The organism is Streptomyces sp. NPDC001634, assembly GCF_040298185.1.
Lineage (GTDB): Bacteria > Actinomycetota > Actinomycetes > Streptomycetales > Streptomycetaceae > Streptomyces.
Genome location: NZ_JBEOZU010000061.1, coordinates 1 through 24,099 on the forward strand (window position 1 = coordinate 1; position 24,099 = coordinate 24,099).

Annotated in this window: 22 protein-coding genes and 1 riboswitch; of the genes, 11 read left to right on the forward strand and 11 right to left on the reverse strand. The window is 69.7% G+C overall.

The window, feature by feature from the left end; all coding sequences use genetic code 11:
* Positions 1–210 precede the first annotated feature (210 nt).
* The gene (locus ABT186_RS32150) at positions 211–1,335 is read right to left on the reverse strand and encodes a family 2 encapsulin nanocompartment cargo protein polyprenyl transferase (RefSeq protein ID WP_351928065.1); all 1,125 of its coding nucleotides are present in this window, start codon (positions 1,333–1,335) and stop codon (positions 211–213) included.
* A 123-nt stretch (positions 1,336–1,458) separates the two neighbouring features.
* Entirely contained in the window at positions 1,459–2,865 is a 1,407-nt protein-coding gene (locus ABT186_RS32155; protein ID WP_351221638.1) for a family 2B encapsulin nanocompartment shell protein, read from the reverse strand.
* Between the two features lie 171 nt (positions 2,866–3,036).
* Here ABT186_RS32155 and ABT186_RS32160 point away from each other — a divergent pair, with 171 nt between their 5' ends.
* On the forward strand, positions 3,037–3,960 hold the full coding sequence (locus ABT186_RS32160) for a 1-aminocyclopropane-1-carboxylate deaminase/D-cysteine desulfhydrase (protein ID WP_351221637.1): 924 nt from the start codon (positions 3,037–3,039) through the stop codon (positions 3,958–3,960).
* Between the two features lie 28 nt (positions 3,961–3,988).
* Here ABT186_RS32160 and ABT186_RS32165 read toward each other — a convergent pair whose 3' ends face one another.
* Entirely contained in the window at positions 3,989–5,584 is a 1,596-nt protein-coding gene (locus tag ABT186_RS32165) for a Na+/H+ antiporter (RefSeq protein ID WP_351928067.1), read from the reverse strand.
* Positions 5,585–5,646: 62 nt separating this feature from the next.
* Here ABT186_RS32165 and ABT186_RS32170 point away from each other — a divergent pair, with 62 nt between their 5' ends.
* The 3 genes from ABT186_RS32170 to ABT186_RS32180 all read left to right on the forward strand — a co-directional run bounded on the left by ABT186_RS32170 (position 5,647) and on the right by ABT186_RS32180 (position 7,692).
* The gene (locus tag ABT186_RS32170) at positions 5,647–5,907 is read left to right on the forward strand and encodes a UBP-type zinc finger domain-containing protein (protein WP_351221635.1); all 261 of its coding nucleotides are present in this window, start codon (positions 5,647–5,649) and stop codon (positions 5,905–5,907) included.
* A 271-nt stretch (positions 5,908–6,178) separates the two neighbouring features.
* Positions 6,179–6,592 carry an ATP-binding protein gene (locus ABT186_RS32175; RefSeq protein ID WP_351928069.1) on the forward strand — a complete coding sequence of 138 codons (414 nt, stop codon included), beginning with the start codon at positions 6,179–6,181 and terminating at the stop codon, positions 6,590–6,592.
* Entirely contained in the window at positions 6,589–7,692 is a 1,104-nt protein-coding gene (locus tag ABT186_RS32180) for an RNA polymerase sigma factor SigF (protein WP_351221633.1), read from the forward strand. Before ABT186_RS32175 ends, ABT186_RS32180 begins: the two co-directional genes overlap by 4 nt.
* A 61-nt stretch (positions 7,693–7,753) precedes the next feature.
* Here the strand turns inward: ABT186_RS32180 and ABT186_RS32185 are convergent, their stop codons facing one another.
* Positions 7,754–8,203, reverse strand: a complete 450-nt coding sequence (locus tag ABT186_RS32185) for a hypothetical protein (RefSeq protein ID WP_351221632.1) — start codon at positions 8,201–8,203, stop codon at positions 7,754–7,756.
* A 174-nt stretch (positions 8,204–8,377) separates the two neighbouring features.
* On the opposite strand from ABT186_RS32185, the gene ABT186_RS32190 reads away from it, so the two are divergent.
* Together ABT186_RS32190 and ABT186_RS32195 are read left to right on the forward strand one after the other, a co-directional pair.
* Complete coding sequence (locus tag ABT186_RS32190; protein ID WP_351221631.1) at positions 8,378–9,346, forward strand: diacylglycerol/lipid kinase family protein; 969 nt, start codon at positions 8,378–8,380, stop codon at positions 9,344–9,346.
* Between the two features lie 318 nt (positions 9,347–9,664).
* Entirely contained in the window at positions 9,665–9,922 is a 258-nt protein-coding gene (locus tag ABT186_RS32195) for a WhiB family transcriptional regulator (protein WP_003992873.1), read from the forward strand.
* A 230-nt stretch (positions 9,923–10,152) separates the two neighbouring features.
* On the opposite strand, the gene ABT186_RS32200 is transcribed toward ABT186_RS32195, so the two are convergent.
* The 3 genes from ABT186_RS32200 to ABT186_RS32210 all read right to left on the reverse strand — a co-directional run bounded on the left by ABT186_RS32200 (position 10,153) and on the right by ABT186_RS32210 (position 13,860).
* On the reverse strand, positions 10,153–11,628 hold the full coding sequence (locus tag ABT186_RS32200) for a sensor histidine kinase (RefSeq protein WP_351221630.1): 1,476 nt from the start codon (positions 11,626–11,628) through the stop codon (positions 10,153–10,155).
* 358 nt (positions 11,629–11,986) lie between these two features.
* Positions 11,987–12,688: a TetR/AcrR family transcriptional regulator gene (locus ABT186_RS32205; protein ID WP_351928071.1), complete on the reverse strand. Its 702-nt coding sequence runs from the start codon at positions 12,686–12,688 to the stop codon at positions 11,987–11,989.
* Positions 12,689–12,786: 98 nt separating this feature from the next.
* Positions 12,787–13,860, reverse strand: coding sequence for an SIS domain-containing protein (locus tag ABT186_RS32210; RefSeq protein ID WP_351928073.1), 1,074 nt, complete (start codon positions 13,858–13,860; stop codon positions 12,787–12,789).
* A gap of 226 nt (positions 13,861–14,086) precedes the next feature.
* Here ABT186_RS32210 and nagB point away from each other — a divergent pair, with 226 nt between their 5' ends.
* Positions 14,087–14,872, forward strand: coding sequence for a glucosamine-6-phosphate deaminase (nagB, locus tag ABT186_RS32215; protein WP_351928075.1), 786 nt, complete (start codon positions 14,087–14,089; stop codon positions 14,870–14,872).
* Between the two features lie 255 nt (positions 14,873–15,127).
* On the opposite strand, the gene ABT186_RS32220 is transcribed toward nagB, so the two are convergent.
* The 4 genes from ABT186_RS32220 to ABT186_RS32235 form a co-directional block, all read right to left on the reverse strand.
* A complete protein-coding gene (locus ABT186_RS32220; protein ID WP_351221626.1) occupies positions 15,128–16,618 on the reverse strand; it encodes a glycoside hydrolase family 3 protein in 1,491 nt (496 codons plus the stop codon).
* A 10-nt stretch (positions 16,619–16,628) separates the two neighbouring features.
* Positions 16,629–17,477: a carbohydrate ABC transporter permease gene (locus tag ABT186_RS32225; RefSeq protein WP_351221625.1), complete on the reverse strand. Its 849-nt coding sequence runs from the start codon at positions 17,475–17,477 to the stop codon at positions 16,629–16,631.
* Complete coding sequence (locus tag ABT186_RS32230) at positions 17,474–18,460, reverse strand: carbohydrate ABC transporter permease (RefSeq protein WP_351928077.1); 987 nt, start codon at positions 18,458–18,460, stop codon at positions 17,474–17,476. The genes ABT186_RS32225 and ABT186_RS32230 overlap by 4 nt, the downstream gene beginning before the upstream one ends.
* 168 nt (positions 18,461–18,628) lie before the next feature.
* Positions 18,629–19,915: an extracellular solute-binding protein gene (locus tag ABT186_RS32235; RefSeq protein WP_351221623.1), complete on the reverse strand. Its 1,287-nt coding sequence runs from the start codon at positions 19,913–19,915 to the stop codon at positions 18,629–18,631.
* 425 nt (positions 19,916–20,340) lie between these two features.
* Between ABT186_RS32235 and ABT186_RS32240 the strand changes: the two genes are divergently transcribed.
* The 4 genes from ABT186_RS32240 to ABT186_RS32255 all read left to right on the forward strand — a co-directional run bounded on the left by ABT186_RS32240 (position 20,341) and on the right by ABT186_RS32255 (position 23,899).
* Positions 20,341–21,105, forward strand: a complete 765-nt coding sequence (locus tag ABT186_RS32240; RefSeq protein ID WP_351221622.1) for a GntR family transcriptional regulator — start codon at positions 20,341–20,343, stop codon at positions 21,103–21,105.
* Between the two features lie 300 nt (positions 21,106–21,405).
* The gene (locus ABT186_RS32245; protein WP_351928079.1) at positions 21,406–21,690 is read left to right on the forward strand and encodes a DUF3311 domain-containing protein; all 285 of its coding nucleotides are present in this window, start codon (positions 21,406–21,408) and stop codon (positions 21,688–21,690) included.
* A complete protein-coding gene (mctP, locus tag ABT186_RS32250; RefSeq protein WP_351928081.1) occupies positions 21,687–23,315 on the forward strand; it encodes a monocarboxylate uptake permease MctP in 1,629 nt (542 codons plus the stop codon). The genes ABT186_RS32245 and mctP overlap by 4 nt, the downstream gene beginning before the upstream one ends.
* Before the next feature lie 77 nt (positions 23,316–23,392).
* A complete protein-coding gene (locus ABT186_RS32255) occupies positions 23,393–23,899 on the forward strand; it encodes a GNAT family N-acetyltransferase (protein ID WP_351221619.1) in 507 nt (168 codons plus the stop codon).
* Positions 23,900–23,951: 52 nt separating this feature from the next.
* A riboswitch (cobalamin riboswitch) is annotated at positions 23,952–24,075 on the forward strand.
* Positions 24,076–24,099: the final 24 nt, after the last annotated feature.

Sequence of the window (24,099 nt, forward strand, 5' to 3'; positions counted from 1 at the left end):
GGGGCGGCGTTGGGGGGGGGGTGCGAGCATGTTGTATAAACCCGGGGCGTGGGGGGGGGGGGGGGGTTGTGTCTCGGGCGTAACCTCTTATACGCCTCGCCCCCCCCACAGCAGGTGATTTGGGGGCGCCCGCCCGGCCGGGGCCACGGGCGCCGCGCGGGGTCAGGAACCGCGCGGACCCGGTGCCCCGGGGTCTTTCGGTGACGGCGCTCAGGTGCTGCGCCGGGTCACGAACTCGGCCAGGGCCAGCAGGCCGCCCGCCGCCTCCGGATCGGGGACCGCCCGGGACAGTTCCTCCATTGCGCGGGCCATCCGGTCGGCCGCCTGCACCTGCGCCCACTCACGTCCCCCCGCCTGCTCGACGGCGAGAACCGTGCGCTCCAGCTCCCCTTCCCGGTACGGACCTTGGTACAACTCGGCCAGGTCCGCGGCGGTCGGGGTGCCGGAGGCGAGCGCGGCGACCACCGGCAGCGACTTCTTGCGGGCCATGAGGTCCGCCCCGGCCGGTTTCCCGGTCCGGCCCGGGTCCCCCCAGATCCCGATCACGTCGTCGATGAGCTGGAAGGCGAGCCCGGCCTGGCGGCCGAACGCGTCCAGCGCCTCTACGTCCGAGTCGTCCGCTCCCGCGTACAGCGCGCCGAGCGCGCAGGCGCAGCCGAGCAGTGCGCCCGTCTTCGCCTCCGCCATGGCGAGCACCTCGTCGAGGGTGACCTCATGGGGGCCGCGCCGCTCCATGGCCGTGTCCGCGTGCTGCCCGGCGCACAGCTCGACGACGCAGCCCGCGAGCCGGGCGGCGGCCGCCCCCGACGCCGGGTGCGGGTCCTCGGCGAGCAGCCGCTGGGCCAGCGCCTGCAGGGCGTCCCCCGCGAGGATCGCGTCGGCGTCGCCGAACACGGTCCAGGCGGTGGGACGGTGCCTGCGGGTGGTGTCCCGGTCCATCACGTCGTCGTGCAGCAGTGTGAAGTTGTGGACGAGTTCCACGGCCGCGGCGGCCCGTACGGCTGCCGAAGGCCGTCCGCCGAGCGCGCGTGCCGCGGTCAGGACGAGCGCGGGCCGTATCGCCTTGCCCGCGTTGCCGGCCGCCGGAGTGCCGTCCGCGTGCTCCCAGCCGAAGTGGTAGAGCGCGATCCGGCGCATCGAGCCGGGCAGCGAGTCGATGGCCCGGCGCAGCTCCGGGTCGACCGAGGCCCGGGTCTTGTCCAGGATCGCCGCCGCTTCGTGCCCTTCGAACGGTCCCTCCGGGCCCCGGGGCGGATCGTGCCGTCCTACGGGGGTGACGGGGCTCCGCTCCTCGAGGGCCGGGCCCTGCCTCGGTTCCGTCATGAACTCACCCATCGGACCACCTCGGAGAGTCTGCGGACGATGGTGCTTCCGCCGCCGCTGGGGACATATCCCGAGGGTGTACCCGCCCTGCCGGGCGGGAACACGGCGCGCCGCTTGCGCAGGGAACCGGAAGCGTCACCTCCAGCGGCCGATCTCGACGTTCTCCAGGACCCCCAGCGCGTCCGGCACCAGAACGGCGGCCGAGTGGTAGCTCGTCACCAGATAGCTGATGATCGCCTGTTCGTTGATGCCCATGAAGCGCACCGACAGGCTGGGCTCGATCTCGTCGGGGATGCCGGACTGCCTGAGCCCTACGACACCCTGATCCTCCTCGCCGGTACGCATGGCGATGATCGAACTCGTACGGGCCTCGGTGACCGGGATCTTGTTGCACGGGAAGATCGGCACTCCCCGCCAGGTGGGGATGCGGTTGCCGGCGATGTCGATGGTCTCCGGGACGAGCCCGCGCTTGTTGAGTTCACGGCCGAACGCGGAGATCGCGCGCGGGTGGGCGAGGAACAGCTTGGTGCCGCGCCGCCGGCTGAGCAGCTCGTCCATGTCGTCGGGGCTCGGTACGCCGTCGTGCGGCTGCAGCCGCTGGTCGAACTCGCAGTTGTGGAGCAGGCCGAAGTCGCGGTTGTTGATGAGTTCGTGCTCCTGGCGCTCCTTCAGCGCCTCGACGGTGAGCCGCAGCTGGTGCTCGGTCTGGTTCATCGGCTGGTTGTAGAGGTCGGCCACACGCGTGTGGATGCGCAGCACGGTCTGGGCGATGCTCAGCTCGTACTCGCGCGGCGCGGCCTCGTAGTCGACGAAGGTGTGCGGAATGTCCGGCTCACCGCTGTGGCCCGCGGCGAGGTCGATCTCCTTCTCACCGAACTTGTTGGTGCGCTGCGCGGGGATCGAGCGCTGCTGCTGCAGATGGTCGCGCAGGGACCCGGCCCGCTCCGCGACCTGTTCGACGTCCCGGCGGGGCAGGGCGAGCACCGTGCAGGCGGTGACCGCGCGGGCCGTGTACTCCCAGATGGCGTCCGGGTCGAGCAGTGCCTGGTCGCCGAAGTAGGCGCCGTCGGCGAGGACGCCGAGCACCGCGTCGTCCCCGTAGGGACCCGTGCCGATCTTCTCGACCTTGCCGTGCGCGAGCAGATAGACCTCATCGGCCTGGCTGCCGAACTCGGCGAGCACGTCCCCTGGTGCGAATCTCCGCTGCTGGCAGCGCTGGGCGAGCTCGCCCAGCACGTCCAGGTCGTCGTAGGTGCGCAGGGCGGGCAGCTCGCCCAGCTCCGCGGGGATGACCGTGACCTGGTCGCCGGTCTTCACAAAGGTCACGCGGCCGTCGCCCACGGAGTAGGTGAGGCGGCGGTTCACCCGGTACGTACCGCCCTGCACGTTCACCCACGGCAGCATGCGCAGCAGCCAACGTGAGCTGATCTCCTGCATCTGGGGTGCGGACTTGGTGGTGGTGGCCAGGTTCCGTGCGGCCTCGGTACCGAGACTCTGCTGCGGCTTGCTCTCGTCCGCGCGGACCTCTTCGCCTACCGACATTGAAATTGCCCTCCCGATCATGCATTGATCTGCAAGGAAGAGCTTTCCATCACAGAGCGTGTCGGTGCTATTACCCGAAAGAGCGGGAATGGATCACTACCGTTTTGGGCACAGTGGTGCGCTTTGTCGAGGGGTGGGGAGCAGGTCGGACTGGTGTCCGACAATGACGGGGTGACCAGTCCCGATGTGCCGCACCCCGAAGCACCCGACCCGGCCGTACTGCACCCGCGGCTGCCGTCGCCGCTGCAGGAGGTCGTGGACGAGCGCTTCGCGCGGCACGGCGTCCGGCTGCTGCTCAAGCGGGACGATCTGATCCATCCGGACCTGGTCGGCAACAAGTGGCGCAAGCTCGTCCCGAATCTGCGGGCCGCGGCCGGCCGGTCCCTGCTCACCTTCGGCGGCGCGTACTCCAACCATCTGCGGGCGACGGCCGCGGCGGGCCGGCTGCTGGGTCTGGACACGATCGGCGTGGTCCGCGGCGAGGAGCTGGCCGCCCGGCCGCTCAACCCCTCCCTGGCCCGGTGCGCCGCCGACGGCATGCGGCTGCACTTCGTCGACAGGTCGACGTATCGCCGCAAGACGGAGCCGGAGACCCTGGCGGGCATTCTGCGCGCGGCGGACGCCGAGGAGGCGTACGTGGTGCCGGAGGGCGGCAGCAACTCGCTCGCCGTACGCGGCTGCCGGGCGCTCGGTGAGGAGCTGCGCGGCCGGGCGGACGTGGTCGCCCTGGCCTGCGGCACCGGTGGCACGCTGGCCGGCCTGGCCGCGGGTCTGGCCCCGGACCAGCGGGCCCTGGGCGTCCCGGTCCTGAAGGGCGACTTCCTGGCCGCCGACACGGCCGCCCTCCAGACCCGGGCCTTCGGCGGCCGTCGTGGCACCTGGACGCTGGACACCCGCTTCCACTTCGGCGGTTACGCCCGCACGACACCGGAACTGGAGGCCTTCGCCGACGACTTCGCGTCCCGCCACGCCCTCCCGGTGGAACGTCTCTATGTCGCCAAGCTGCTGTACGGACTTGTCGCCCTCACGGAGGAAGGCGCATTCCCGCGGGGGACGACGCTGGCCGCGGTGATCACCGGGAGGCCGGCCCGGTAGAGCCCTCGGATGCGGCCTCCGGAACGGCTCAGGCCGCCTCCCGGTAGGCCGCCGCCTCCTCCAGGTCCAGCCGTCTCAGCAGCGTGCGGAGCATCTCGTCGTCGATGTAGCGGTGATTGCGCAGTTTCACGAAGACCGCGCGTTCCGCGCCGATCATCTCGCGGGACAGCCGTCGGTAGGTGTCGTCGACCGTTTCGCCGGTCACCGGGTTCACCGAGCCCAGCCGCTCCCAGACGGCGTTGCGGCGGCGCTCCAGGACCGTGCGGAGGCGGTCGGCCAGCGGGGGCGGCAGGGCGTTGCGCTCGTCGTCGAGGAGTTCGTCGAGGCGCCGCTCGGCGGCCCGGGACGCCTGCGCCTGGGCGTTCGCCTCCGCCAGGGTCTCCGCCTGGGGGTCGCGCCCCGGCAGGCGCATCAGCCGGATCAGCGGGGGCAGGGTCAGTCCCTGCACCACGAGCGTGCCGATCACCGTGGTGAAGGTCAGGAAGAGGATCAGGTTGCGGCCGGGGAACGGCCCCCCGCCGTGCACGGTCTTCGGGATCGAGAACGCGATCGCGAGCGAGACCACGCCCCGCATCCCCGCCCAGCCGATGATGAACGGCCCCTTCCATGTGGGGTTGTCCTCGCGCTCCCGGATGCGCGAGAAGACCAGTCGCGGCAGGAAGGCCGCCGGGTACACCCACACGAACCGTGACGCGACGACCACCAGGAACACGGCCACCGCGCACCAGGCCGCGCGCGTGCCCTCGTACTCCCCGAGCCCCTTCAGGACGACGGGCAGCTGCAGTCCGATGAGCGCGAAGACCGTCGCCTCCAGGAGGAACGCGACCATCCTCCACACCGCCTCCTCCTGGAGCCGGGTCGCGAAGTCGACCTGCCAGTTGTGGTGGCCGAGGTAGAGGGCGACGACGACCACGGCGAGCACCCCGGAGGCGTGCACCCACTCCGCGGCCCCGTACGCGACGAACGGGATCAGCAGGGAGAGCGTGTTCTGCAGCAGCGCCTCCTTCAGGTGCGTGCGCAGCCAGTGGATCGGCACCATCAGCACCAGACCGACCGCGACACCGCCGACCGCCGCGAGCAGGAACTCCCGCACCCCGCCCGCCCAGGTCGCCCCCTCCCCGACCGCCGCCGCGAGCGCCACCTTGTACGCGGTGATCGCGGTCGCGTCGTTCACCAGCGACTCCCCCTGCAGGATCGTGGTGATCCGCGACGGCAGCCCCACCCGCCGGGCGACCGCCGTCGCCGCGACCGCGTCCGGCGGCGCGACCACCGCGCCCAGCACCAGCGCCGCGGTCAGCGGAAGACCCGGCACGATCAGATACGCCGCCCACCCCACGACCAGCGTCGCAAAGAGCACGTACCCGACGGACAGCAGCGCCACCGGCCGCAGATGTGCCCGCAGGTCGAGGTACGAGCTGTCCGTGGCCGAGGTGTACAGCAGCGGGGGCAGCACCAGCGGCAGCACGATGTCGGGGTCGAGGGTGTACTCGGGCACCCCGGGCACGTAGGAGACCGCGAGGCCCACTGCGACCAGCAGCAGCGGCGCGGGCACCGGGGTACGGCGGGCCGCCCCGGCGACGGCGGCGCTGCCCGCGACCAGCACCAGCAGTGGCAACACGTTCATCGTCTTCCGCCCGCCCTCGTTTTCCGCGCGGCTTCCCGCGGACCCGTCGTAACCTGGCAATCATGAAACAGTGCACGCACGTCGACGCGCTGCCGCATCCCGAACCCGAGCCCCTGAGCGAGACGTGCCTCGAGTGTCTCGCAGCAGGTACGCACCCCGTGCAACTGCGGCTGTGCCTGGAGTGCGGACACGTGGGCTGCTGCGACTCCTCACCCCTGCGGCATGCGACGGCGCACCACAATGACACCGGCCACCCCGTGATGCGCACCTTTGAGCCGGGTGAGAACTGGCGCTGGTGCTTCGTCGACCACGTACTCGTGTGACTCTGGACCCGTACTCGTGTGACTCTGGATCCGGACGGTTCGACGGTCTGACGCCTGGGTACGTCAAACCGGCGCGTGCTCTTCCCAATTGGGCCCGCAGACCCCTAGCCACTGTGCGTGTCCGTAGGTTTACCATGAGTGACAGAAGGGGTCGGGGTCCCGAGGACAGAAAAGTTGAGAGCGCGATAGCGTCACCGCTGAAACACGTAGGGCGTTACCCCGGGGGGCGACCCTCGGCCCCGAAAGAGCTTGTACCACCTTGGAGGTGAGGGTGTCCCAGATCGCAGGCGAGCCCGCGACCCAGGACTTCGTGGAAGTCCGGCTTCCGGCAGCGGGTGCCTACCTGTCGGTGCTGCGCACGGCCACGGCCGGTCTCGCGGCTCGTTTGGACTTCACCCTCGACGAGATCGAGGACCTGCGCATCGCGGTCGACGAGGCCTGCGCCATCCTGCTGCAACAGGCCGTGGCCGGCTCGGTGCTCAGCTGTGTCTTCCGGCTCATCGACGACTCACTGGAGGTCACGGTCTCGGCCCCGACCACGGACGGTCACGCCCCCTCGCGCGACACCTTCGCCTGGACCGTCCTGTCGGCCCTGGCCGGCAAGGTCTCCTCCGCGGTCGCCGAGGACAAGACCGTGTCCATCAGCCTCTACAAACAGCGCGGCGCGGGACCCGGGCCGGCGTGACGAACGGGGACGGGCCGGTGCGGGACGAAGAGCGCGGCACACGGGGACTCTCCGCCGGGAACGGCGGCGGCCCGAGCGGGTCGCGGCGCATGGCAGGCGGCGTGGACGGCATTCCCGAGCAGGCCCGTCCGCACCCGGAGGACGGCGCTTCGGCGGTCGTTGCTCCCGCGCAGACGGGGTCGGCCGACACGGACGAGACGCTCGCCGTCCGGGGCGGCGGACGACGGGATCCAGAGAGTGCCACGCAGAGCACGTCCTCCGGAGGGCGGCGGGTGACGGGCGGGACGATGAGCGAGCACGAGCGAAACGCTGAGCAGAGTGTGCCGGGCGGCGCACAGCACGATCCACAGGACCGCAGTGGGGCGCGGGCCATGTTCGTCGAGCTGCGCAAGCTGAAGGAGGGCAGCCCGGAGTACGCGGAGCTGCGCAACCAGCTGGTCCGTATGCACCTTCCGCTCGTCGAGCACCTCGCGCGCCGCTTCCGCAACCGGGGCGAGCCGCTGGACGACCTGACCCAGGTCGCCACCATCGGACTGATCAAGTCGGTCGACCGCTTCGACCCGGACCGCGGCGTCGAGTTCTCCACGTACGCGACCCCGACGGTCGTCGGCGAGATCAAGCGCCACTTCCGCGACAAGGGCTGGGCGGTCCGTGTCCCGCGCCGTCTGCAGGAACTGCGCCTTGCCCTGACGACGGCCACGGCGGAGCTGTCCCAGCAGCACGGCCGCTCTCCGACGGTCCATGAGCTCGCCGAGAAGCTGGCCATCTCGGAGGAGGAGGTCCTGGAGGGGCTGGAGTCCGCCAACGCGTACTCGACACTCTCCCTGGACGTCCCCGACACGGACGACGAGTCCCCGGCGGTCGCGGACACACTCGGCGCGGAGGACGAGGCCCTGGAGGGCGTCGAATACCGGGAGTCGCTGAAGCCGCTGCTGGAGGATCTTCCTCCGCGAGAGAAGCGGATCCTGCTTCTCCGCTTCTTTGGCAACATGACCCAGTCGCAGATCGCTCAGGAGGTCGGCATCTCACAGATGCACGTCTCACGGCTGCTGGCCCGGACACTGGCCCAGCTGCGGGAGAAGTTGCTGGTCGAGGAGTGACGAAGGGCGACCGGGGTTCCGGTCGCCCTTGAGTGCTTTTCGCCGTCGGCGGGTGCGCCGCCTACTTCTGGTCCTGTACGTTCCCGGGCCCCCGGATGCCGAGGGCCCGCGTCGTCGCCGGGTTCACCAGGAGCACCAGCGCCGCCACCGCGACGACCGCGAGCACGATGCCGCCCGGGATCGCGATGCTGTCGGCCTGGAGCAGGCTGTACGCCACCGGCAGCGCCATGATCTGGGTGATGACGGCGGGCCCCCTGCTCCAGCTGCGGCGCAGCAGCAGACCGCGCGCCGCCAGCAGGGGCAGCAGCGCGAGCACGATCAGGGTGACGCCGCCGGTGACGGCCTGCCCGCGGTCGTCCGGCGAGCCCGTAAGGCCCAGGACGAGCATCCAGACGCCGCCCACGACCAGGGCGAGTCCCTCCAGCGCGGCCAGCGCAGCCGCGGCGGTCAGCCGCGCGGGACGGGGCTCGGCGTCGCGGGCTTCGGGGGTGGGGTTCTGCTCAGCGCTCACCCCTGAAGCGTAGAGCCCCCGCCCGGACCGCAGCCGCCGCCCCTCGGCCGGACCCCAGCCCGTACCCCTGCCCCGACGCAGGCCGCCCCGCTGTGCCCAATACCACGCCCCGACCTCTTACCCGATCCCTACCCGGGCTGGGCCGAGTACCGCCCAGTAGGTACGCTGCAACCCATGCGTGCACTTCTCGTGGTCAATCCGGCGGCAACCACCACAAGCGCACGTACCCGTGACGTGTTGATCCACGCGCTGGCGAGCGAGGTGAAGCTCGAGGCGGTCACCACCGAGTACCGCGGGCACGCGCGGGATCTCGGCCGCCAGGCCGCGGAGAGCGAGGACATCGGGCTGGTCGTGGCCCTCGGCGGCGACGGCACGGTCAACGAGGTCGTCAACGGCCTGCTGCACCACGGCCCCGACCCCGACCGCCTCCCCCGCCTCGCAGTCGTCCCCGGCGGCTCGACCAATGTCTTCGCCCGCGCCCTCGGCCTGCCCAACGACCCCGTGGAGGCCACCGGCATGATCCTCGACGCCATGAGCGAGGACCGCTGGCGCACGGTCGGCCTCGGCCTCGCCGCGGGCACCCCCGGCACGGCGGACGAGGCGGTGCCGTCCCGCTGGTTCACCTTCAATGCCGGCCTCGGCTTCGACGCGGGCGTGGTGGGCCGCGTCGAGCAGCAGCGCGAGCAGGGCAAGCGCTCCACCCATGCGCTGTATGTGCGCCAAATGGTCCGTCAGTTTTTGGGCGAACCTCACCGCAGACACGGAACGATCACCCTGGAGCGACCCGGCGAGGACCCGGTCACCGGTCTCGTCCTGTCGATAATCTGCAACACAGCGCCCTGGACGTTTATCGGCAATCGTCCGGTGTACGCGTCTCCTAAGGCGACGTTCGATACCGGGCTCGATGTACTCGCTCTCAGCCGCATGTCCACGGCCTCCGTTGCCCGGTATGCCACACAGTTGCTCACTTCGTCCCCCGAGCACGGACCCCACGGCAAGCATGTGGTCTCCCTGCACGACCTGACCGACTTCACCTTGCAATCGAAGGTGCCGCTGCCCCTGCAGATGGACGGCGACCACCTCGGGCTGCGTACGAGCGTGACGTTCACAGGCGTACGCCGTGCACTGCGTGTGATTGTGTGAGCAGAAGGGGCTAAAGTCCTTTCACTCGAACGTTTAGGCCAGGATCCACCCCTTGGAAGTACGGCTGTGACCGAGCCGACACCAAGGAATCAAAAAAAACTTTCCGGAAGGGGTTGTATCCGCCGCTGAGGTTTGCGAGTCTCTACGTGGCGCTCGGGACAGCCCGCACCACTGGCCCCCATCGAGCGCCCGAACCCCTCCTCACATCACAGGACCACGTCGGCGAGCCTGACGATCGGCCCTTCACTTGTTGAGGGATTCGTGAAAGCGTTCACATTCACAAGCAATCTGCACGTAATACAAGGAGAGGTAGCAGCCATGGACTGGCGTCACAACGCCGTTTGCCGCGAGGAAGACCCCGAGCTCTTCTTCCCCATCGGCAACACTGGTCCTGCGCTGCTGCAGATCGAGGAAGCCAAGGCCGTCTGCCGTCGCTGCCCGGTTATCGAGCAGTGCCTGCAGTGGGCGCTCGAGTCCGGCCAGGACTCCGGCGTCTGGGGTGGTCTCAGCGAGGACGAGCGCCGCGCCATGAAGCGCCGCGCCGCCCGCAACCGGGCCCGTCAGGCCTCCGCCTGACACGCCCACCCCGCACGAGCCTGAGCTTGGCGGCGCGTACAGCGAGTACGCATCTCCCGCCCCCGAGCCGCAGCGCGCAGTACCCCCGATGCTCCCCCAAGCTCTCGACTTCGCTCGAGCAGGGGGTACCCCATCGCACTAGAGGGCAACGAGCTTTTGGCCCCGGACCATTCGTGGTCCGGGGCTCATTGCTGTTCAGGGCCGTTCACCGGTATCACGGTGGGACGGTGTCACTTCTGCGCCCGCACGGGGATGTCCAGGATCACCCGCGTACCGCGCTCCGGGGCCGGGACCATGTCGAACGTGCCGCCCAACTCGCCCTCCACGAGCGTCCGTACGATCTGCAGACCGAGGTTGCCCGCCGTGTGCGGGTCGAAGCCCTCGGGCAGGCCGACACCGTCGTCCTGGACGGTGACCAGGAGGCGGGCCTCCTTCGTCGTGCCGCCGCGCACCGCCGCGACCTCGACCGTTCCGGTGTCGCCCGGGCGGAAGCCGTGCTCCAGGGCGTTCTGCAGAACCTCGGTCAGCACCATGGAGAGCGGGGTCGCAACCTCGGCGTCCAGGATGCCGAAGCAACCGCTGCGCCGGCCGGTGACGGAGCCGGGTGAGATCTCGGCGACCATCGCGAGCACCCGGTCGGCGATCTCGTCGAAGTCCACGCGCTCGTCCAGGTTCTGGGACAGCGTCTCGTGCACGATCGCGATCGAGCCGACCCGTCGTACGGCCTCTTCGAGGGCCTCCCGCCCCCGTTCGGACTCGATACGGCGGGCCTGGAGGCGGAGCAGTGCGGCGACCGTCTGGAGGTTGTTCTTCACCCGGTGGTGGATCTCCCGGATGGTCGCGTCCTTGGTTATCAACTCACGCTCGCGGCGCCGCAGTTCGGTGACGTCCCGGAGCAGGACGAGCGAGCCGATCCGGGTGCCCTTGGGCTTGAGGGGGATCGCACGGAACTGGATCACCCCGTCGTTCGCCTCGATCTCGAACTCGCGCGGCGCCCAGCCGCTGGCGACCTTGGCGAGCGCCTCGTCCACCGGGCCCCGGGTCGGGGCGAGTTCGGCGGTGGTCCTGCCGAGGTGATGACCGACGAGGTCGGAGGCGAGACCCAGCCGGTGGTACGCCGACAGGGCGTTCGGCGACGCGTACTGGACGAGGCCGTCCGCGTCCAGGCGGATCAGTCCGTCGCCGACGCGCGGCGAAGCGTCCATGTCGACCTGCTGGTCGGGGAACGGGAAGGAGCCGGCCGCGATCATCTGGGCGAGGTCGGAGGCGCTCTGGAGGTACGTCAGTTCCAGGCGGCTCGGGGTCCGCACGGTCAGCAGATTGGTGTTGCGCGCGATGACGCCGAGGACGCGCCCCTCGCGTCGTACGGGAATGGACTCGACCCGGACCGGGACCTCCTCGCGCCACTCGGGGTCGCCCTCGCGCACGATCCGGCCCTCGTCCAGGGCCGCATCCAGCAGGGGGCGGCGGCCGCGCGGCACGAGGTGGCCGACCATGTCGTCCTGGTACGAGGTGGGACCGGTGTTGGGGCGCATCTGGGCGACCGACACATACCGTGTGCCGTCGCGCGTGGGCACCCACAGGACGAGGTCGGCGAAGGAGAGATCAGAGAGCAGCTGCCACTCCGACACCAGCAGATGCAGCCACTCCAGGTCGGAGTCGCTGAGGGCGGTGTGCTGGCGGACCAGTTCGTTCATGGAGGGCACGTGAGCGAGGGTACCTGGGTATTCGGACATCGATCGAAATCGGCCAGGTGGGGACGGCCGCTCAGGGGGCACCCGCCCCGGAAACACCCGCGGGCCGCGGCGCCTGAGAGGGACCCTCAACCCTCCCGGCACCGCAGCCCGGAGCAGCAACGGCCGTGGGGTGTGCGGTCCCGGTCGGCCGAAGGTCGAGGAGCCGGAGCAGTCAGGGCAGAGAGCGCCGGTTCCTCGATCCGCCTTCCTGTGCGGGGAAGACGGAGGTTCGTTTTGTGGACTAGACCACGCCCATGACCATGTTCCTGCGTCCGGGCGCTTGTGTCCATGCGTTGGGGGATGTTTGTTGTTGTCACTTTATCGGACATCACTGGGGGACATCCCGCGACGGCTCACCCGCAGCGTAGCCCCCAGCAGCTCCTGCACGGGGCCAGATTGCCATGGCGACCCCCGCGAGTGCATCGAGTTCCTCGCGGCTCGCTCCGTCGCGTGCCTGTTGGGACATGCCCTGGATGATCGCACCGGCGTACCGGGCGAGCGCGCCGGCATCGCTGCCGGCGGGCAGTTCACCTGCGGCGATGGCGGCCTTGACCCGGCTCTCGAAGGCAGCGATGCCGGCGGTGCGACGTGCCCGCAGGGACTCCTCGACCTCGGGCGTGGTGCAGTTGGTGGCGGCATGGATGACAAGACAGCCATGCGGATGACCGGGAGCCGTGTAGATGTCCGCGGCCTCGCGGAGCATCCGTTCGAAGGCGGCACGGACCGTGGGCTCCTCGGCCAGGGCGCGGTCGGCGAAGGACCCGTAGCGGTCGCCGTATACGCCGACGACCTCCTCGAACAACGACCGCTTGTCCCCGAACGCCGCGTACAGGCTGGGGGCGCCGATACCCATGACACGCGTGAGGTCGGAGACGGACGTGGCCTCGTAGCCGTGCTCCCAGAAGGCGAGAACGGCCTTTTCGAGCGCGGTGTCACGGTCGAAGGAGCGGGGGCGGCCGCGCGGCCGCCCCACGGACCCGCGCACAACAGGACCGTCGGACCTGGCTTCCTTCTCCCGGCCATTCACCATGGAGGGGATTTTATAGCGGGTACTAGAGAAATGTAGGTGCCCCGCCGTACTGTCTTTCCGCAGCGACCACTGGAGAAACTCCCGTGCCGCCTCTCCCCTCAGCGGGTCTCGGTCACCTTCGCCAGGGCGCGCGGGGCGTCCGGGTCCTGGCCGCGGGCGATCGTGACCTCGTACGCCAGGAGCTGGAGCGGGATGATCTCCAGGATCGGCTGGACCTCCTCGGCCACACCCTCGGCGGGCAGGACGAAACCGGCCGAGGCCTGTTCGACCTGGCTCCTGGGTCCGACGACGACGAGGTCGGCCCCGCGGCCGCGCAGCCGGTCGAGCACGGGCTGGAGAGCGGCACCGCCCTTTCCGTCCGTCACCACGGCGATGACCGGAGAGACGTTGTCGACCATGGCGAGCGGGCCGTGCAGTAGATCGGCGCCCGAGTACGACAGGGCAGGGATGTAGCTGGTCTCCATCAGCTTCAGGGCGGCTTCCTTGGCGGTGGGGTAGCCGTAGCCGCGCGAGGTGATGACCATGCGCTCGGCGAAGCGGTAGCGGGAGGCGAGGGTGCGGACCTCGTCCTGCCGGGCGAGGAGCTGTTCGGCGAGGTCGGGCAGGGCCTTGGCGGCGGCGCCGTCACCGTCGCGCAGTCCTTCCACGAAGAGATAGAGGGCCAGGAGGGAGGCGGTGTAGGTCTTGGTTGCGGGGAGAGCCTTCTCCGGTCCGGCCATGATGTCGATGTGGTACTCGGAGACGGTGGCCAGCGGTGAGTCCGGGTTGTTGGTCACGGCCACCGTGAGGGCGCCGGCCTCGCGGGCGGCCCGCGTCGAGGCGACCAGGTCCGGGGAGCCGCCGGACTGGCTGACGGTGATGACGAGGACGTCGGTGAGGTCGGGACGGGCACCGTACGCCGTGGTGGTCGACATCGAGGTGAGACCGCAGGGCAGGCCGAGGCGGATCTCCAGGAGGTACTTGGCGTAGAGCGCGGCGTTGTCGGAGGTGCCGCGGGCGGTGAGCAGCACGAACCGGGGCTTACGGGCGGCGACCTCACGGGCCACCGCCTGGATCCGCGGGGCACCGGATTCCAGGATCCGGCGCAGCACTGCGGGCTGCTCGGCCATCTCCCGGGCCATGATCCGCCCGGGCAGGTCGTCGCTGCGAGGGTCCGTGGTGGGGGCGGTCATGGGGCCTCCTTGGGGTGATTCACCGGGGTGGCTCTGCGCTGCTGACTCCATTCCACTCCCCCGCCCCTCGGATCGCGCATCCGGGGGACCACCTGCACACGACGGGCGGGGGAATCCGGGGCGTCGGGGCCACCATCGGGATGACCGCTTCTGCTAGATTGGTCTATACCACATGCGTTCCCCTTCGGTTCCCCGGCGAGCCCCTCTTCAGATCGGCAGGCCCAGCGTGGAAGTTGTCATCGTTCCGGACGCCAAGGCGGGTGGCGAGCTCATCGCCGAGGCCATGGCCCAGCTGCTCCGAGGCAAGCCCGCCGCCCTGCTCGGCGTGGCCACCGGCTCGACCCCGCTGCCCGTTTACGAGGCGCTGGCGGCCAAGGTGCGCTCGGGCGCCGTGGACGCCTCACGGGCGCGGATCGCACAGCTCGACGAATACGTGGGGCTGCCGGCCGAGCATCCGGAGTCGTACCGTTCGGTGCTGCGGCGCGAGGTGCTGGAGCCGCTCGGGGTCGGCATGGACGCCTTCATGGGGCCCGACGGCACCGCCGAGGACGTGTCGGCGGCGTGCGAGGCCTACGACCGGGCGCTCTCCGAGGCCGGTGGCGTGGATCTTCAGTTGCTGGGCATCGGGACCGACGGGCACATCGGGTTCAACGAGCCGTGCTCCTCGCTCGCCTCCAGGACGCGGATCAAGACGCTGACCGAGCAGACCCGGATCGACAACGCCCGCTTCTTCGACGGCGACATCGACCAGGTGCCGCACCACGTGATCACCCAGGGCATAGGGACCATCCTGGAGGCCAGGCACCTGGTGCTCCTCGCGACCGGCGAGGGCAAGGCGGACGCGGTCGCCGCGACCGTGGAGGGCCCGGTCGCCGCGGTGTGCCCGGCCTCCGCTCTCCAGCTCCACCGGCACGCGACGGTCGTCGTCGACGAGGCCGCCGCGTCCAAGCTGAAGCTCGCCGACTACTTCCGCCACACCTACGCCAACAAGCCCGACTGGCAGGGCATCTAGGCTCCGCGGGGCTCATACGAGGGCGGCCGGCCACCCTGAGGGGCGACCGGCGCCTTCGTGATGCGGCCCGCCTTCGTCATACGGCCACGCGACTTCGTCGTACGGCGCCCGGCCGGGCGCTTTCCGTCGCCCGGCCACACACCCGCCGTCCGGCGACACGCCTCCGACGCCCGGCCACACACTCGCCGTACGGCCACGTGCCTCCGACGCCCGCCACGCGTCTTCGTCAAGCGGCCACACGTCCTCGTCGTCCGGCTACGCGCCCGCGATGACCTCCGCCGCCGCTCGCCCGCACACCCGCGCCGCCCCGTGCGTGGCGATGTGCAGAGCGCCGCGGGGAGCAGCCTGCGGGACGCCCATTTCCACCACGATGGTGTCGGGGCGCGCCGCAAGAAGTGTGTCGAGGGCCCTCGCCATCCACGGGTGGCGGTGTTCGTCGCGGACCACCGCCACGATCCGCCGCGTTCCGGCGGCCTCCAGCGCCGCCCGCCCCGCTTCCTCCCCCGCGAAGCTGCCCGTCTCGGTGCCGGGAAGCAGACGGAGGAGTTCCGCCGCCACGCCCCAGGGGGTCTCATGGCCCACCGCGATGTTCGCGACGGGAGTGAGGGCGGCGACGTACGGCGGTTCGGTGAGCGGGGTGAAGCCCTCCGCGCCGGTGACCGTCAGCGCGCGCCGGGCGGCGAGCAGGCCGATGTCGGAGCCGGTGGCCCGCTGCCGATCGGCGCCCGCTGCCGCCGACGCCGTCCACCGGGCCAGCGCCCGCACCCGTTCCGCCGCGTCGGCGAGCCGCTCCTCGGCCAGTTCGCCGGAGCGCACCGCCGTGACCAGGGCGTCCCGCAGGCGCCGTACCGTCTCGTCGTCCGCGAGGCCGCCGCCCACACAGATCGCGTCCGCGCCCGCCGCGACGGCGAGGACGCTGCCCCGCTCGATGCCGTAGGTCCCGGCGATCGCCTGCATCTCCATGCCGTCGGTGACGATCAGCCCGTCGTAGCCGAGTCCGCCGCGCAGCAGGTCGGTCAGGACCGGTCGGGACAACGTTGCCGGGCGGTCCGGGTCCAGGGCGGGGACCAGGATGTGGGCGCTCATCACCGCACGTGTGCCGGCGGCGATCGCCGCGCGGAACGGGGCTAGTTCGCGTTGCTGGAGCACTGCGGAGTCCGCGTCGATGCGCGGCAGAGCGTGGTGGGAGTCGACCGCCGTGTCGCCGTGCCCCGGGAAGTGCTTGGTGCAGGCGGCGACGCCGGCGGACTGGAGGCCGGTGACATAGGCGGCGGTGTGGCGGGCCACGAGTTCCGTGCCGGCGCCGAAGGACCGAACGCCGATCACCGGGTTCGCCGGGTTGGAGTTGACGTCGGCCGAGGGCGCCCAGTTGAGGTTCACCCCGCACTCCGCGAGCCGGCGGCCGAGTTCGTGGGCCACCTGACGCGTCAGCTCGACGTCGTCCACCGCGCCGAGCGCGTGATTGCCCGGGAAGGAGGACCCCGTCCTCACCTCCAGGCGCGTGACATCACCCCCCTCCTCGTCGATCGCCACGAGCACGTCGTCGCGTTCGGCGCGCAACTGTGCGGTCAGGGCGGCGAGTTGTTCCGGTGAGGCGATGTTCCGGCCGAACAGGCCCACGGACGCCAGGCCTTCGCCGAGGCGGCGCAGCAGCCAGTCGGGGGCGGTGGTGCCGGTGAAGCCGGGTTGAAGGACCGTCAGCGCGTCGCGCGTGAGGGTGTCCGTACCGCTGGCGAATGTCGTCATCAGGGGGGTGTCATCCCTTCACGGCGCCCGCGGTGAGGCCCGCGGCCATCTTGCGCTGGACGAGGAGGAAGAGAACGACGATCGGCACGGCCATCATCGTGGAGCCGGCCATCATCGGGGCGTACTCGGTGCCGTGCTTGGTGGTGAAGTTGCCGAGCCAGACGGTCGCGGTCTGGTTCTCCTGGCTCATCAGCATCAGCGCGTACAGGTACTCGTTCCACGCCTGGATGAAGCCGTAGACCGAAGTGGCGACCAGGCCGGGGGCGAGCAGCGGGAAGACCACGCGCAGGAAGGCGCCGGTGCGGGAGCAGCCGTCCACCATCGCCGCCTCCTCCAGCTCGCGCGGGATGTTGACGATGAAGCCGCGCAGCGTCCACACCGTGAACGGCAGGATGAAGGTCAGATACGTGATGATCAGGCCCGTCAACTTGTCGTACTGACCCAGATCGTTGAGGAGCAGGAAGACCGGGATGATCATGGAGACCAGCGGGACCATCTGGACCGCCAGAATGCCCACGATCACGATCTTCCGGCCGCGAAAGGCGAAGCGGGAGATGGCGAGCGCGGCCAGCATGCCGACGACGACACCGATCGCGACCACCGACAGCGACACGATCAGGCTGCGGCTGACGGGCCCCCAGAAGTCCGCGATCTCCAGCGCCCGGCGGAAGTTGGCCAGGGTGATGCCCGTCGGCAGCAGGCTCGGGTCCGGGTCGATGGCGTCCTTCGCCGGTTTGAAGGCCGTGTCGACCATCCAGTAGACGGGGAAGCCCGTGGTGAGGAAGACCAGCAGGCCGAGGAGGTTCCAGCCCAGCCGGGACTTTCCGCGGCGCCGCCCCGCGGTGGCGATGGCGCTCATTCGACCTCTCCGATCTTCAGCATCTGACGCATGTACACGGCGACGACACCGAGCAGCAGCAGCACGGTCAGCAGGGCGATCGCCGAGCCCTGCGCATAGTCGTTGACGACGAACGCACGGTCGTAGGAATACGTTTGGAGCAGCTGGAACTCGGGTTCGGGATGGCCGCCTCGCATCACGAAGACCTGCGGGAAGACGCCCATGTCCCAGATCACCGAGAGGGTCGTGAGCATCACGATGATCGGCCTGAGGATCGGCAGGGTGACATGGCGGAAGACGCCCCACCCGCTCGCGCCGTCCAGCCGGGCCGCCTCCTCCAGTTCCTTCGGCACCTGGGTCAGACCCGCGGCGAGCGTGATGACGACGAACGGCACCGCGCCCCACACCACAAGGAGCATGATCACGGCGAGGCCCTGCGGCCCGCTCGCGAACCAGTTGTGACCGATCAGCTGCACGCCGGGCAGCTTGCTGAGCAGCGCGTTGAGGATCCCGTAGTCCGAGTCGAAGAGCCACTTGAAGACGGTGGTGGCCACGATGACCGGCATGCCCCAGCTGGCCACGAGCACGACGTTGATCAGCGTCTTCACCCAGCTGGAGACCCGCTGCAGCAGCAGCGCGATCAGCATGCCGACGACCATGGTGAAGATCACGCAGCCGGCGGCGAAGACGATCGTGCGCAGCACGACGGTCCAGAACTCGCCGTCCCCCAGCACCGAGCTGAAGTTGGCGAACCCGACCGACTCGGCCGGCTGGAAGCCCCACAGCTGGGACTGCCCGAACTTCTGGAAGGACAGGGTGACCAGGCGGACCAGCGGATAGCCCATGACCAGGGCGAGGATCAGCAGACAGGGCGCGAGCAGCAGCCATGGGACCGCGGCTCCGCTCGACGTCCGCTTTCTGCGTGGCCGGTCCAGAGCGGCCGGCGGCGGCGCGGGCCGCGGCGGCGGCACCTTGGCAGGGGTGGTCGTGTCTGCGGCACTCATGGCGCGCTCCTCAGGGTTCCCTCAGGTCGTACGAGGGCGAAACCCCGCACGGTCGTACGAGAAGGCGAAACCCCGCACGGCCGCACGCGGGCAGGGCCACCGCACGGTCGTACGAGAACCAGGGCCCCGCCCCGCATACCCACCGGGTCACGGGGCCCTGTGCTCAGGTCACTTGGTGTTGATGACCTTGTCGATCGCGGCGTCCGCGTCCTTCGCGGCGGCCTCGACCGACTTCTTGCCGGTGCCGATGTCCTGGAGCATGGTCTGCAGGATCTGTGCCTTCTCGACCTGACCCCAGCCCGGGGCCATGGGGACGAACCAGTTGGACTCGGCCGCGGTGGCCGGCACCTGCGTCGCCGGGTCGCTCTTGAGCGTGGCAAGGTCGGTCTTGTCGTTGGGCAGGTTGCCCTTGGCCATCAGGCCCTTCTGGCCCTCTGAACCGGTGAACGCGTTGATCCACTCGGCGGCGAGTGCCTGCGCCTTGGACTTCACCGGGATCGCGAGGTCCGAACCGCCAAGGAACACCGGGATGTTCTTGCCGGACGGGCCGGGCATCACGAAGTTCACGAGGTTGTTCTTCAGCTTGCCGGTCTTGTCGGCCTTCGGGTCGGCCGCGCTGGCGCCCTCCCAGGCCGCGCCGAAGATCATGGCGGACTTGCCCTGGCCGTAGACGATGTAACGGTCGGACTCGTCCTTGGTCTTGTCGCCGTGCATGTACTTGTCGACGATCGTCTTGAACTCGTTCAGGCCCTTGAGGGACTCCGGCGAGGAGAGGCTGGCCTTCCACTGACCGCCGTCCTCCTTGGCGATCGAGCCGCCCGCGTCGTACACGAAGGACATGGCCGCGTACCAGTCGCGCGTCGGCTGGTACCAGGCGTTGAACTTGTCGCCCTCCTTCTTCTGGATCTTGTCCAGGTCGGCGGTCAGCTCCGCGTACGTCGTCGGGGGCGTCTTGATGCCGACCGAAGCAGCAATGTCCTTGCGCCAGTTGGCGACGCGGCCGCCGGCGTAGTAAGGGACGCCGTACGTCTTGCCGTCGTACGTCACCGAGGCCTTGAGGCCGTCCAGCCACTGGGCGGAGTTGTCGAACTTCGACGCGTCGACCGAGGCGAAGGCACCCTTGACCATGTAGCCGAGCATCTCGGTGTTGCCCATCTCGACCACGTCGGGCGCCTTGTCGGTGGCGAGGACCGCGTCGAGCTTGGTGTTCTTGTCCGGCCAGCCGTAGTACTCGTGCTTGATCTTGACGCCGGGGTGCTTCTTCAGCAACGCGTCGTCGGCGGCCTTCACCAGCGCGGGCCAGTTGTTCTGGGCGTCGACCGTCAGCCAGACGGTGAGCTCCTTGGCGTCCGCTCCGTTGTCCGAGCCCCCGGACTTGCTGCCACTGCCCCCGCACGCCGCGATGGAGACCATCATTCCCGCGATACCGATCGCCGTTATCAGCTTGCGCTTCACGCCACCCTCCTCAGGGATGCCACAAACCCCCCTGGTCCCCGCGGCGACGACGACGAAGTACCGCCCATGGGGCCGGGACCTGGACCAATGGTGTAGACCAGTGCGGGAAGCTTGGCTCAGACCAATAGGGGTGTCAAGGATGTTTACCGCGCTCAGGGCCTCCGTTATGGGACCTACATATGCAAGAACCTTTAAGTAGGAACCCAGCGAAAACGGGTAGACCAATTCCGGCGCGTCCGACTGGACCACTTCGGCTTGGTGGACTAGACCAGCGGGGGCGGCGAAGGTATACAGAGGGGATCCCCGGCCGCGTAACGGGGACCACGGAGCGTGCGGGGATCCCTCCACATGCAGCCGTGCCACGATGTGAGCCGTGACCGACGGTGTGTCGGTCGCTTCGGCATCCGGAGCCGGGAAGGCAGAGCATGAGCACCGACGTCAGCAGTGCGGAGAACGAGGGCGGGGCGACCGTCCGCACCGCGCGCGTGCCCAAGTACTACCGCCTGAAGAAGCATCTGCTCGACATGACGGAGACACTGCCACCCGGCACACCGGTACCGCCCGAGCGCACGCTGGCCGCGGAGTTCGACACCTCGCGCACGACCGTGCGCCAGGCCCTGCAGGAGCTGGTCGTGGAGGGGCGTCTGGAACGCATCCAGGGCAAGGGCACGTTCGTCGCCAAGCCGAAGGTCTCCCAGGCGCTGCAACTCACCTCGTACACCGAGGACATGCGCGCCCAGGGCCTGGAACCGACCTCACAGCTGCTGGACATCGGCTACATCACCGCCGACGACACGCTCGCCGACCTCCTCGGCATCACGGCCGGCGGCCGGGTGCTGCGGATCGAGCGGCTGCGGCTGGCGAGCGGCGAGCCGATGGCGATCGAGACGACGCATCTGTCCGCCAAGCGCTTCCCGGCGCTGCGCCGGAGCCTGGTCAAGTACACCTCCCTCTACACGGCGCTCGCGGAGGTCTACGACGTCCACCTGGCGGAGGCCGAGGAGACCATCGAGACCTCGCTGGCCACCCCGCGCGAGGCGGGCCTGCTCGGCACGGACGTGGGCCTGCCGATGCTGATGCTCTCCCGCCACTCCCTGGACCGTGAGGGCAAGCCGGTGGAGTGGGTGAGGTCCGTCTACCGCGGAGACCGCTACAAGTTCGTGGCGAGGCTGAAGCGGCCCGCCGAATAAGCCGAGGCTGCCGAACAAGCCGAGGGAAGCGCAGGACCGGCTGGGGGTCCGGGGGTCACCCCTCGGGACAATGCAGCGTGGCGAGGCCGAAGCGGCCTGCCGAATAGGCCATTTGGGGGTGCGTGCGGTGTGGCGCCGCCCCCGAAGCTGCTCTACGGTCCTCCCGTCGTCGTATGGACGGGAGGAGGACCCGTTGCTGTTCAGGAACGATATGCGGACGAGGGCTTCCGCTTTCATGACACCGTCGCCTACATTGCGTGCGCGTTACACAGGTGAGCAGTGAGGGGACGGAGCCGCCAGATGTCAGATCAGTCAGATGTGACCGGAGCGGCGGTGGTGACGCCCGTGCGCGTCGTCATCGCCCTCTGCCTCGTAGCACCCTTTGTCGCGATGCTGTGGGTCGGCTCCTACGCCAAGACGGACCCGGCGTTCATCGGCATCCCGTTCTTCTACTGGTACCAGATGCTGTGGGTGCTGATCTCCACGGCGCTGACGATGATCGCGTACAAGCTGTGGCAGCGTGACCAGCGCGCCCGCACCGCCCGCACCGCCCGCACCGCCCGCAAGGGAGGTGCGTCGGAATGAAGGACGGCGTGAACGGCGTCGCGCTCGGCGTCTTCATCTTCTTCTTCCTGGCCGTCACCGTCATGGGCTTCCTGGCGGCGCGCTGGCGCAGGGCCGACAGCGAGCAGAGCCTGGACGAATGGGGCCTGGGCGGACGGTCGTTCGGCACCTGGATCACCTGGTTCCTGCTCGGCGGCGACCTCTACACGGCGTACACCTTCGTGGCCGTACCGGCGGCGATCTACTCGGCGGGCGCGGCGGGCTTCTTCGCGGTGCCGTACACCATCCTGGTCTACCCGCTGATCTTCACGTTCCTCCCGCGTCTGTGGTCGGTCTCCCACCGGCACGGATACGTGACGACGTCGGACTTCGTGCGCGGCCGCTTCGGCTCCAAGGGCCTGTCGCTGGCGGTGGCGGTCACCGGCATCCTGGCAACCATGCCGTACATCGCGCTCCAGCTGGTCGGCATCCAGGCCGTGCTGGACGTGATGGGCGTGGGCGGCGGCGAGAACACCAACTGGTTCGTGAAGGACCTGCCGCTGCTGATCGCCTTCGGTGTGCTGGCCGCGTACACGTACTCGTCGGGCCTGCGGGCCCCCGCGCTGATCGCGTTCGTGAAGGACACGCTGATCTACATCGTCATCGCGGTGGCGATCATCTACATCCCGATCAAGCTGGGCGGCTTCGACGACATCTTCGCCAAGGCGGGCCATGCGTTCGCGCAGACGAACCCGGTGACGGGCAAGCCGCGCGGGGCTCTCGCGCCGGCGGAGGCGGGCCAGTGGACGTACGCGACGCTCGCGCTGGGCTCGGCGCTCGCGCTGTTCATGTACCCGCACTCGATCACGGCGACCCTGTCCTCGCGCAGCCGTGAGGTGATCCGCCGCAACACCACGATCCTGCCGCTGTACTCGCTGATGCTGGGCCTGCTGGCGCTGCTGGGCTTCATGGCGATCGCGGCGGGCGTGAAGGTCACCAACGGGCAGCTGGCCATCCCCCAGCTCTTCGAGAACATGTTCCCGGACTGGTTCGCCGGCGTGGCGTTCGCGGCGATCTGCATCGGCGCGCTGGTGCCGGCGGCGATCATGTCGATCGCGGCGGCGAACCTGTTCACGCGCAACATCTACAAGGACTTCATCAAGCCGGACGCCACGGCAGAGCAGGAGACCAGGGTCTCCAAGATCGTGTCGCTGCTGGTGAAGGTGGGCGCCCTGGTCTTCGTCCTGACGATGGACAAGACGGTGGCCATCAACTTCCAACTGCTGGGCGGTATCTGGATCCTGCAGACCTTCCCGGCCCTGGTCGGCGGCCTGTTCACCCGCTGGTTCCACCGCTGGGCGCTGCTGGCGGGCTGGGCGGTCGGCATGGCCTACGGCACGCTCGCGGCGTACGGGGTGGCGTCCCCGACCCAGAAGCACTTCGGCGGCTCGGCGAAGGAGATACCCGGCATCGGGGAGATCGGCTACATCGGCCTGACGGCGTTCGTGCTGAACGCGGCGGTCACGGTGGTGCTGACCCTGATCCTGAAGGCGGTGAAGGCTCCGGAGGGCGTCGACGAGACGAAGCCGGAGGACTACACGGCGGACGCGGGCGACCCGGGGGTCCAGGCGGAACTGCCGCCGGCCACGGCCGGGGCGTCCCACTGAGCAACGGGGAACAAGGCGACGGGCCGCCGGAGAAATCCGGCGGCCCGTTGTCGTACCCGTCGGGCACACTCACCGGCATGGACATCGTGATCCGGCCGGTCGCACCCGGCGAGTACACCACCCTCGGTGAGATCACCGCCCAGGCCTATCTCCAGGACGGGTTGCTGGACTTCGGGGAGAGTGACGCGTACCTCGGCGAGCTGAAGGACGTGGCCAAGCGGGCGGCCGCCGCCGAGGTGCTGGTCGCCGTCGAGGGCCGGGGCGTCCTCGGCGGTGTGACCTTCGTCCCGGACGGCGGGCCCATGGCCGACATCGCCCGGCCCTCAGAAGCCGAGATACGGATGCTCGCCGTCGCCCACGCGGCGCGCGGCCGGGGCGTCGGGGAAGCCCTCGTGCGCGCCTGCACCGATCGCGCGCGGGCCACGCCGGGCTGCGCACGGATCGTTCTGTCCACCCAGCGCTCCATGCACGCCGCCCATCGCATCTACGAACGTCTCGGATTCGTCCGCACACCTGAGCGGGACTGGAATCCACTCCCCCACCTGGACGACATCACTCTCCTCACCTACGAGTTGACGCTCTGATACCGCCACGACACAACATCTGGGGGTGACACGGCAGCCCGGCACTAGATGTATGCTCATGCTCGCTGTCGCCGCAGGGGAATCCGGTGCGAATCCGGAACTGTCCCGCAACGGTGTACTTGCGCGCATCCGCACGCTTGTTCAGTCCGAGGACCCGCCGACAGTGCGCCCGGCCGTCCGGTCCGGGTGCCCTGACGTCC

What these genes read in the sequence shown, in the direction of transcription:
- ABT186_RS32225 (WP_351221625.1), bottom strand. Translation starts at nt 17,477, where the DNA reads ATGAGCGCCATCGCCACCGCGGGGCGGCGCCGCGGAAAGTCCCGGCTG.
- ABT186_RS32205 (WP_351928071.1), bottom strand. Translation starts at nt 12,688, where the DNA reads ATGGTGAATGGCCGGGAGAAGGAAGCCAGGTCCGACGGTCCTGTTGTG.
- ABT186_RS32245 (WP_351928079.1), top strand. Translation starts at nt 21,406, where the DNA reads ATGTCAGATCAGTCAGATGTGACCGGAGCGGCGGTGGTGACGCCCGTG.
- ABT186_RS32170 (WP_351221635.1), top strand. Translation starts at nt 5,647, where the DNA reads ATGAAACAGTGCACGCACGTCGACGCGCTGCCGCATCCCGAACCCGAG.
- ABT186_RS32165 (WP_351928067.1), bottom strand. Translation starts at nt 5,584, where the DNA reads ATGAACGTGTTGCCACTGCTGGTGCTGGTCGCGGGCAGCGCCGCCGTC.
- ABT186_RS32150 (WP_351928065.1), bottom strand. Translation starts at nt 1,335, where the DNA reads ATGGGTGAGTTCATGACGGAACCGAGGCAGGGCCCGGCCCTCGAGGAG.
- ABT186_RS32195 (WP_003992873.1), top strand. Translation starts at nt 9,665, where the DNA reads ATGGACTGGCGTCACAACGCCGTTTGCCGCGAGGAAGACCCCGAGCTC.
- ABT186_RS32155 (WP_351221638.1), bottom strand. Translation starts at nt 2,865, where the DNA reads ATGTCGGTAGGCGAAGAGGTCCGCGCGGACGAGAGCAAGCCGCAGCAG.
- ABT186_RS32210 (WP_351928073.1), bottom strand. Translation starts at nt 13,860, where the DNA reads ATGACCGCCCCCACCACGGACCCTCGCAGCGACGACCTGCCCGGGCGG.
- ABT186_RS32230 (WP_351928077.1), bottom strand. Translation starts at nt 18,460, where the DNA reads ATGAGTGCCGCAGACACGACCACCCCTGCCAAGGTGCCGCCGCCGCGG.
- mctP (WP_351928081.1), top strand. Translation starts at nt 21,687, where the DNA reads ATGAAGGACGGCGTGAACGGCGTCGCGCTCGGCGTCTTCATCTTCTTC.
- ABT186_RS32190 (WP_351221631.1), top strand. Translation starts at nt 8,378, where the DNA reads ATGCGTGCACTTCTCGTGGTCAATCCGGCGGCAACCACCACAAGCGCA.
- ABT186_RS32220 (WP_351221626.1), bottom strand. Translation starts at nt 16,618, where the DNA reads ATGACGACATTCGCCAGCGGTACGGACACCCTCACGCGCGACGCGCTG.
- ABT186_RS32240 (WP_351221622.1), top strand. Translation starts at nt 20,341, where the DNA reads ATGAGCACCGACGTCAGCAGTGCGGAGAACGAGGGCGGGGCGACCGTC.
- ABT186_RS32255 (WP_351221619.1), top strand. Translation starts at nt 23,393, where the DNA reads ATGGACATCGTGATCCGGCCGGTCGCACCCGGCGAGTACACCACCCTC.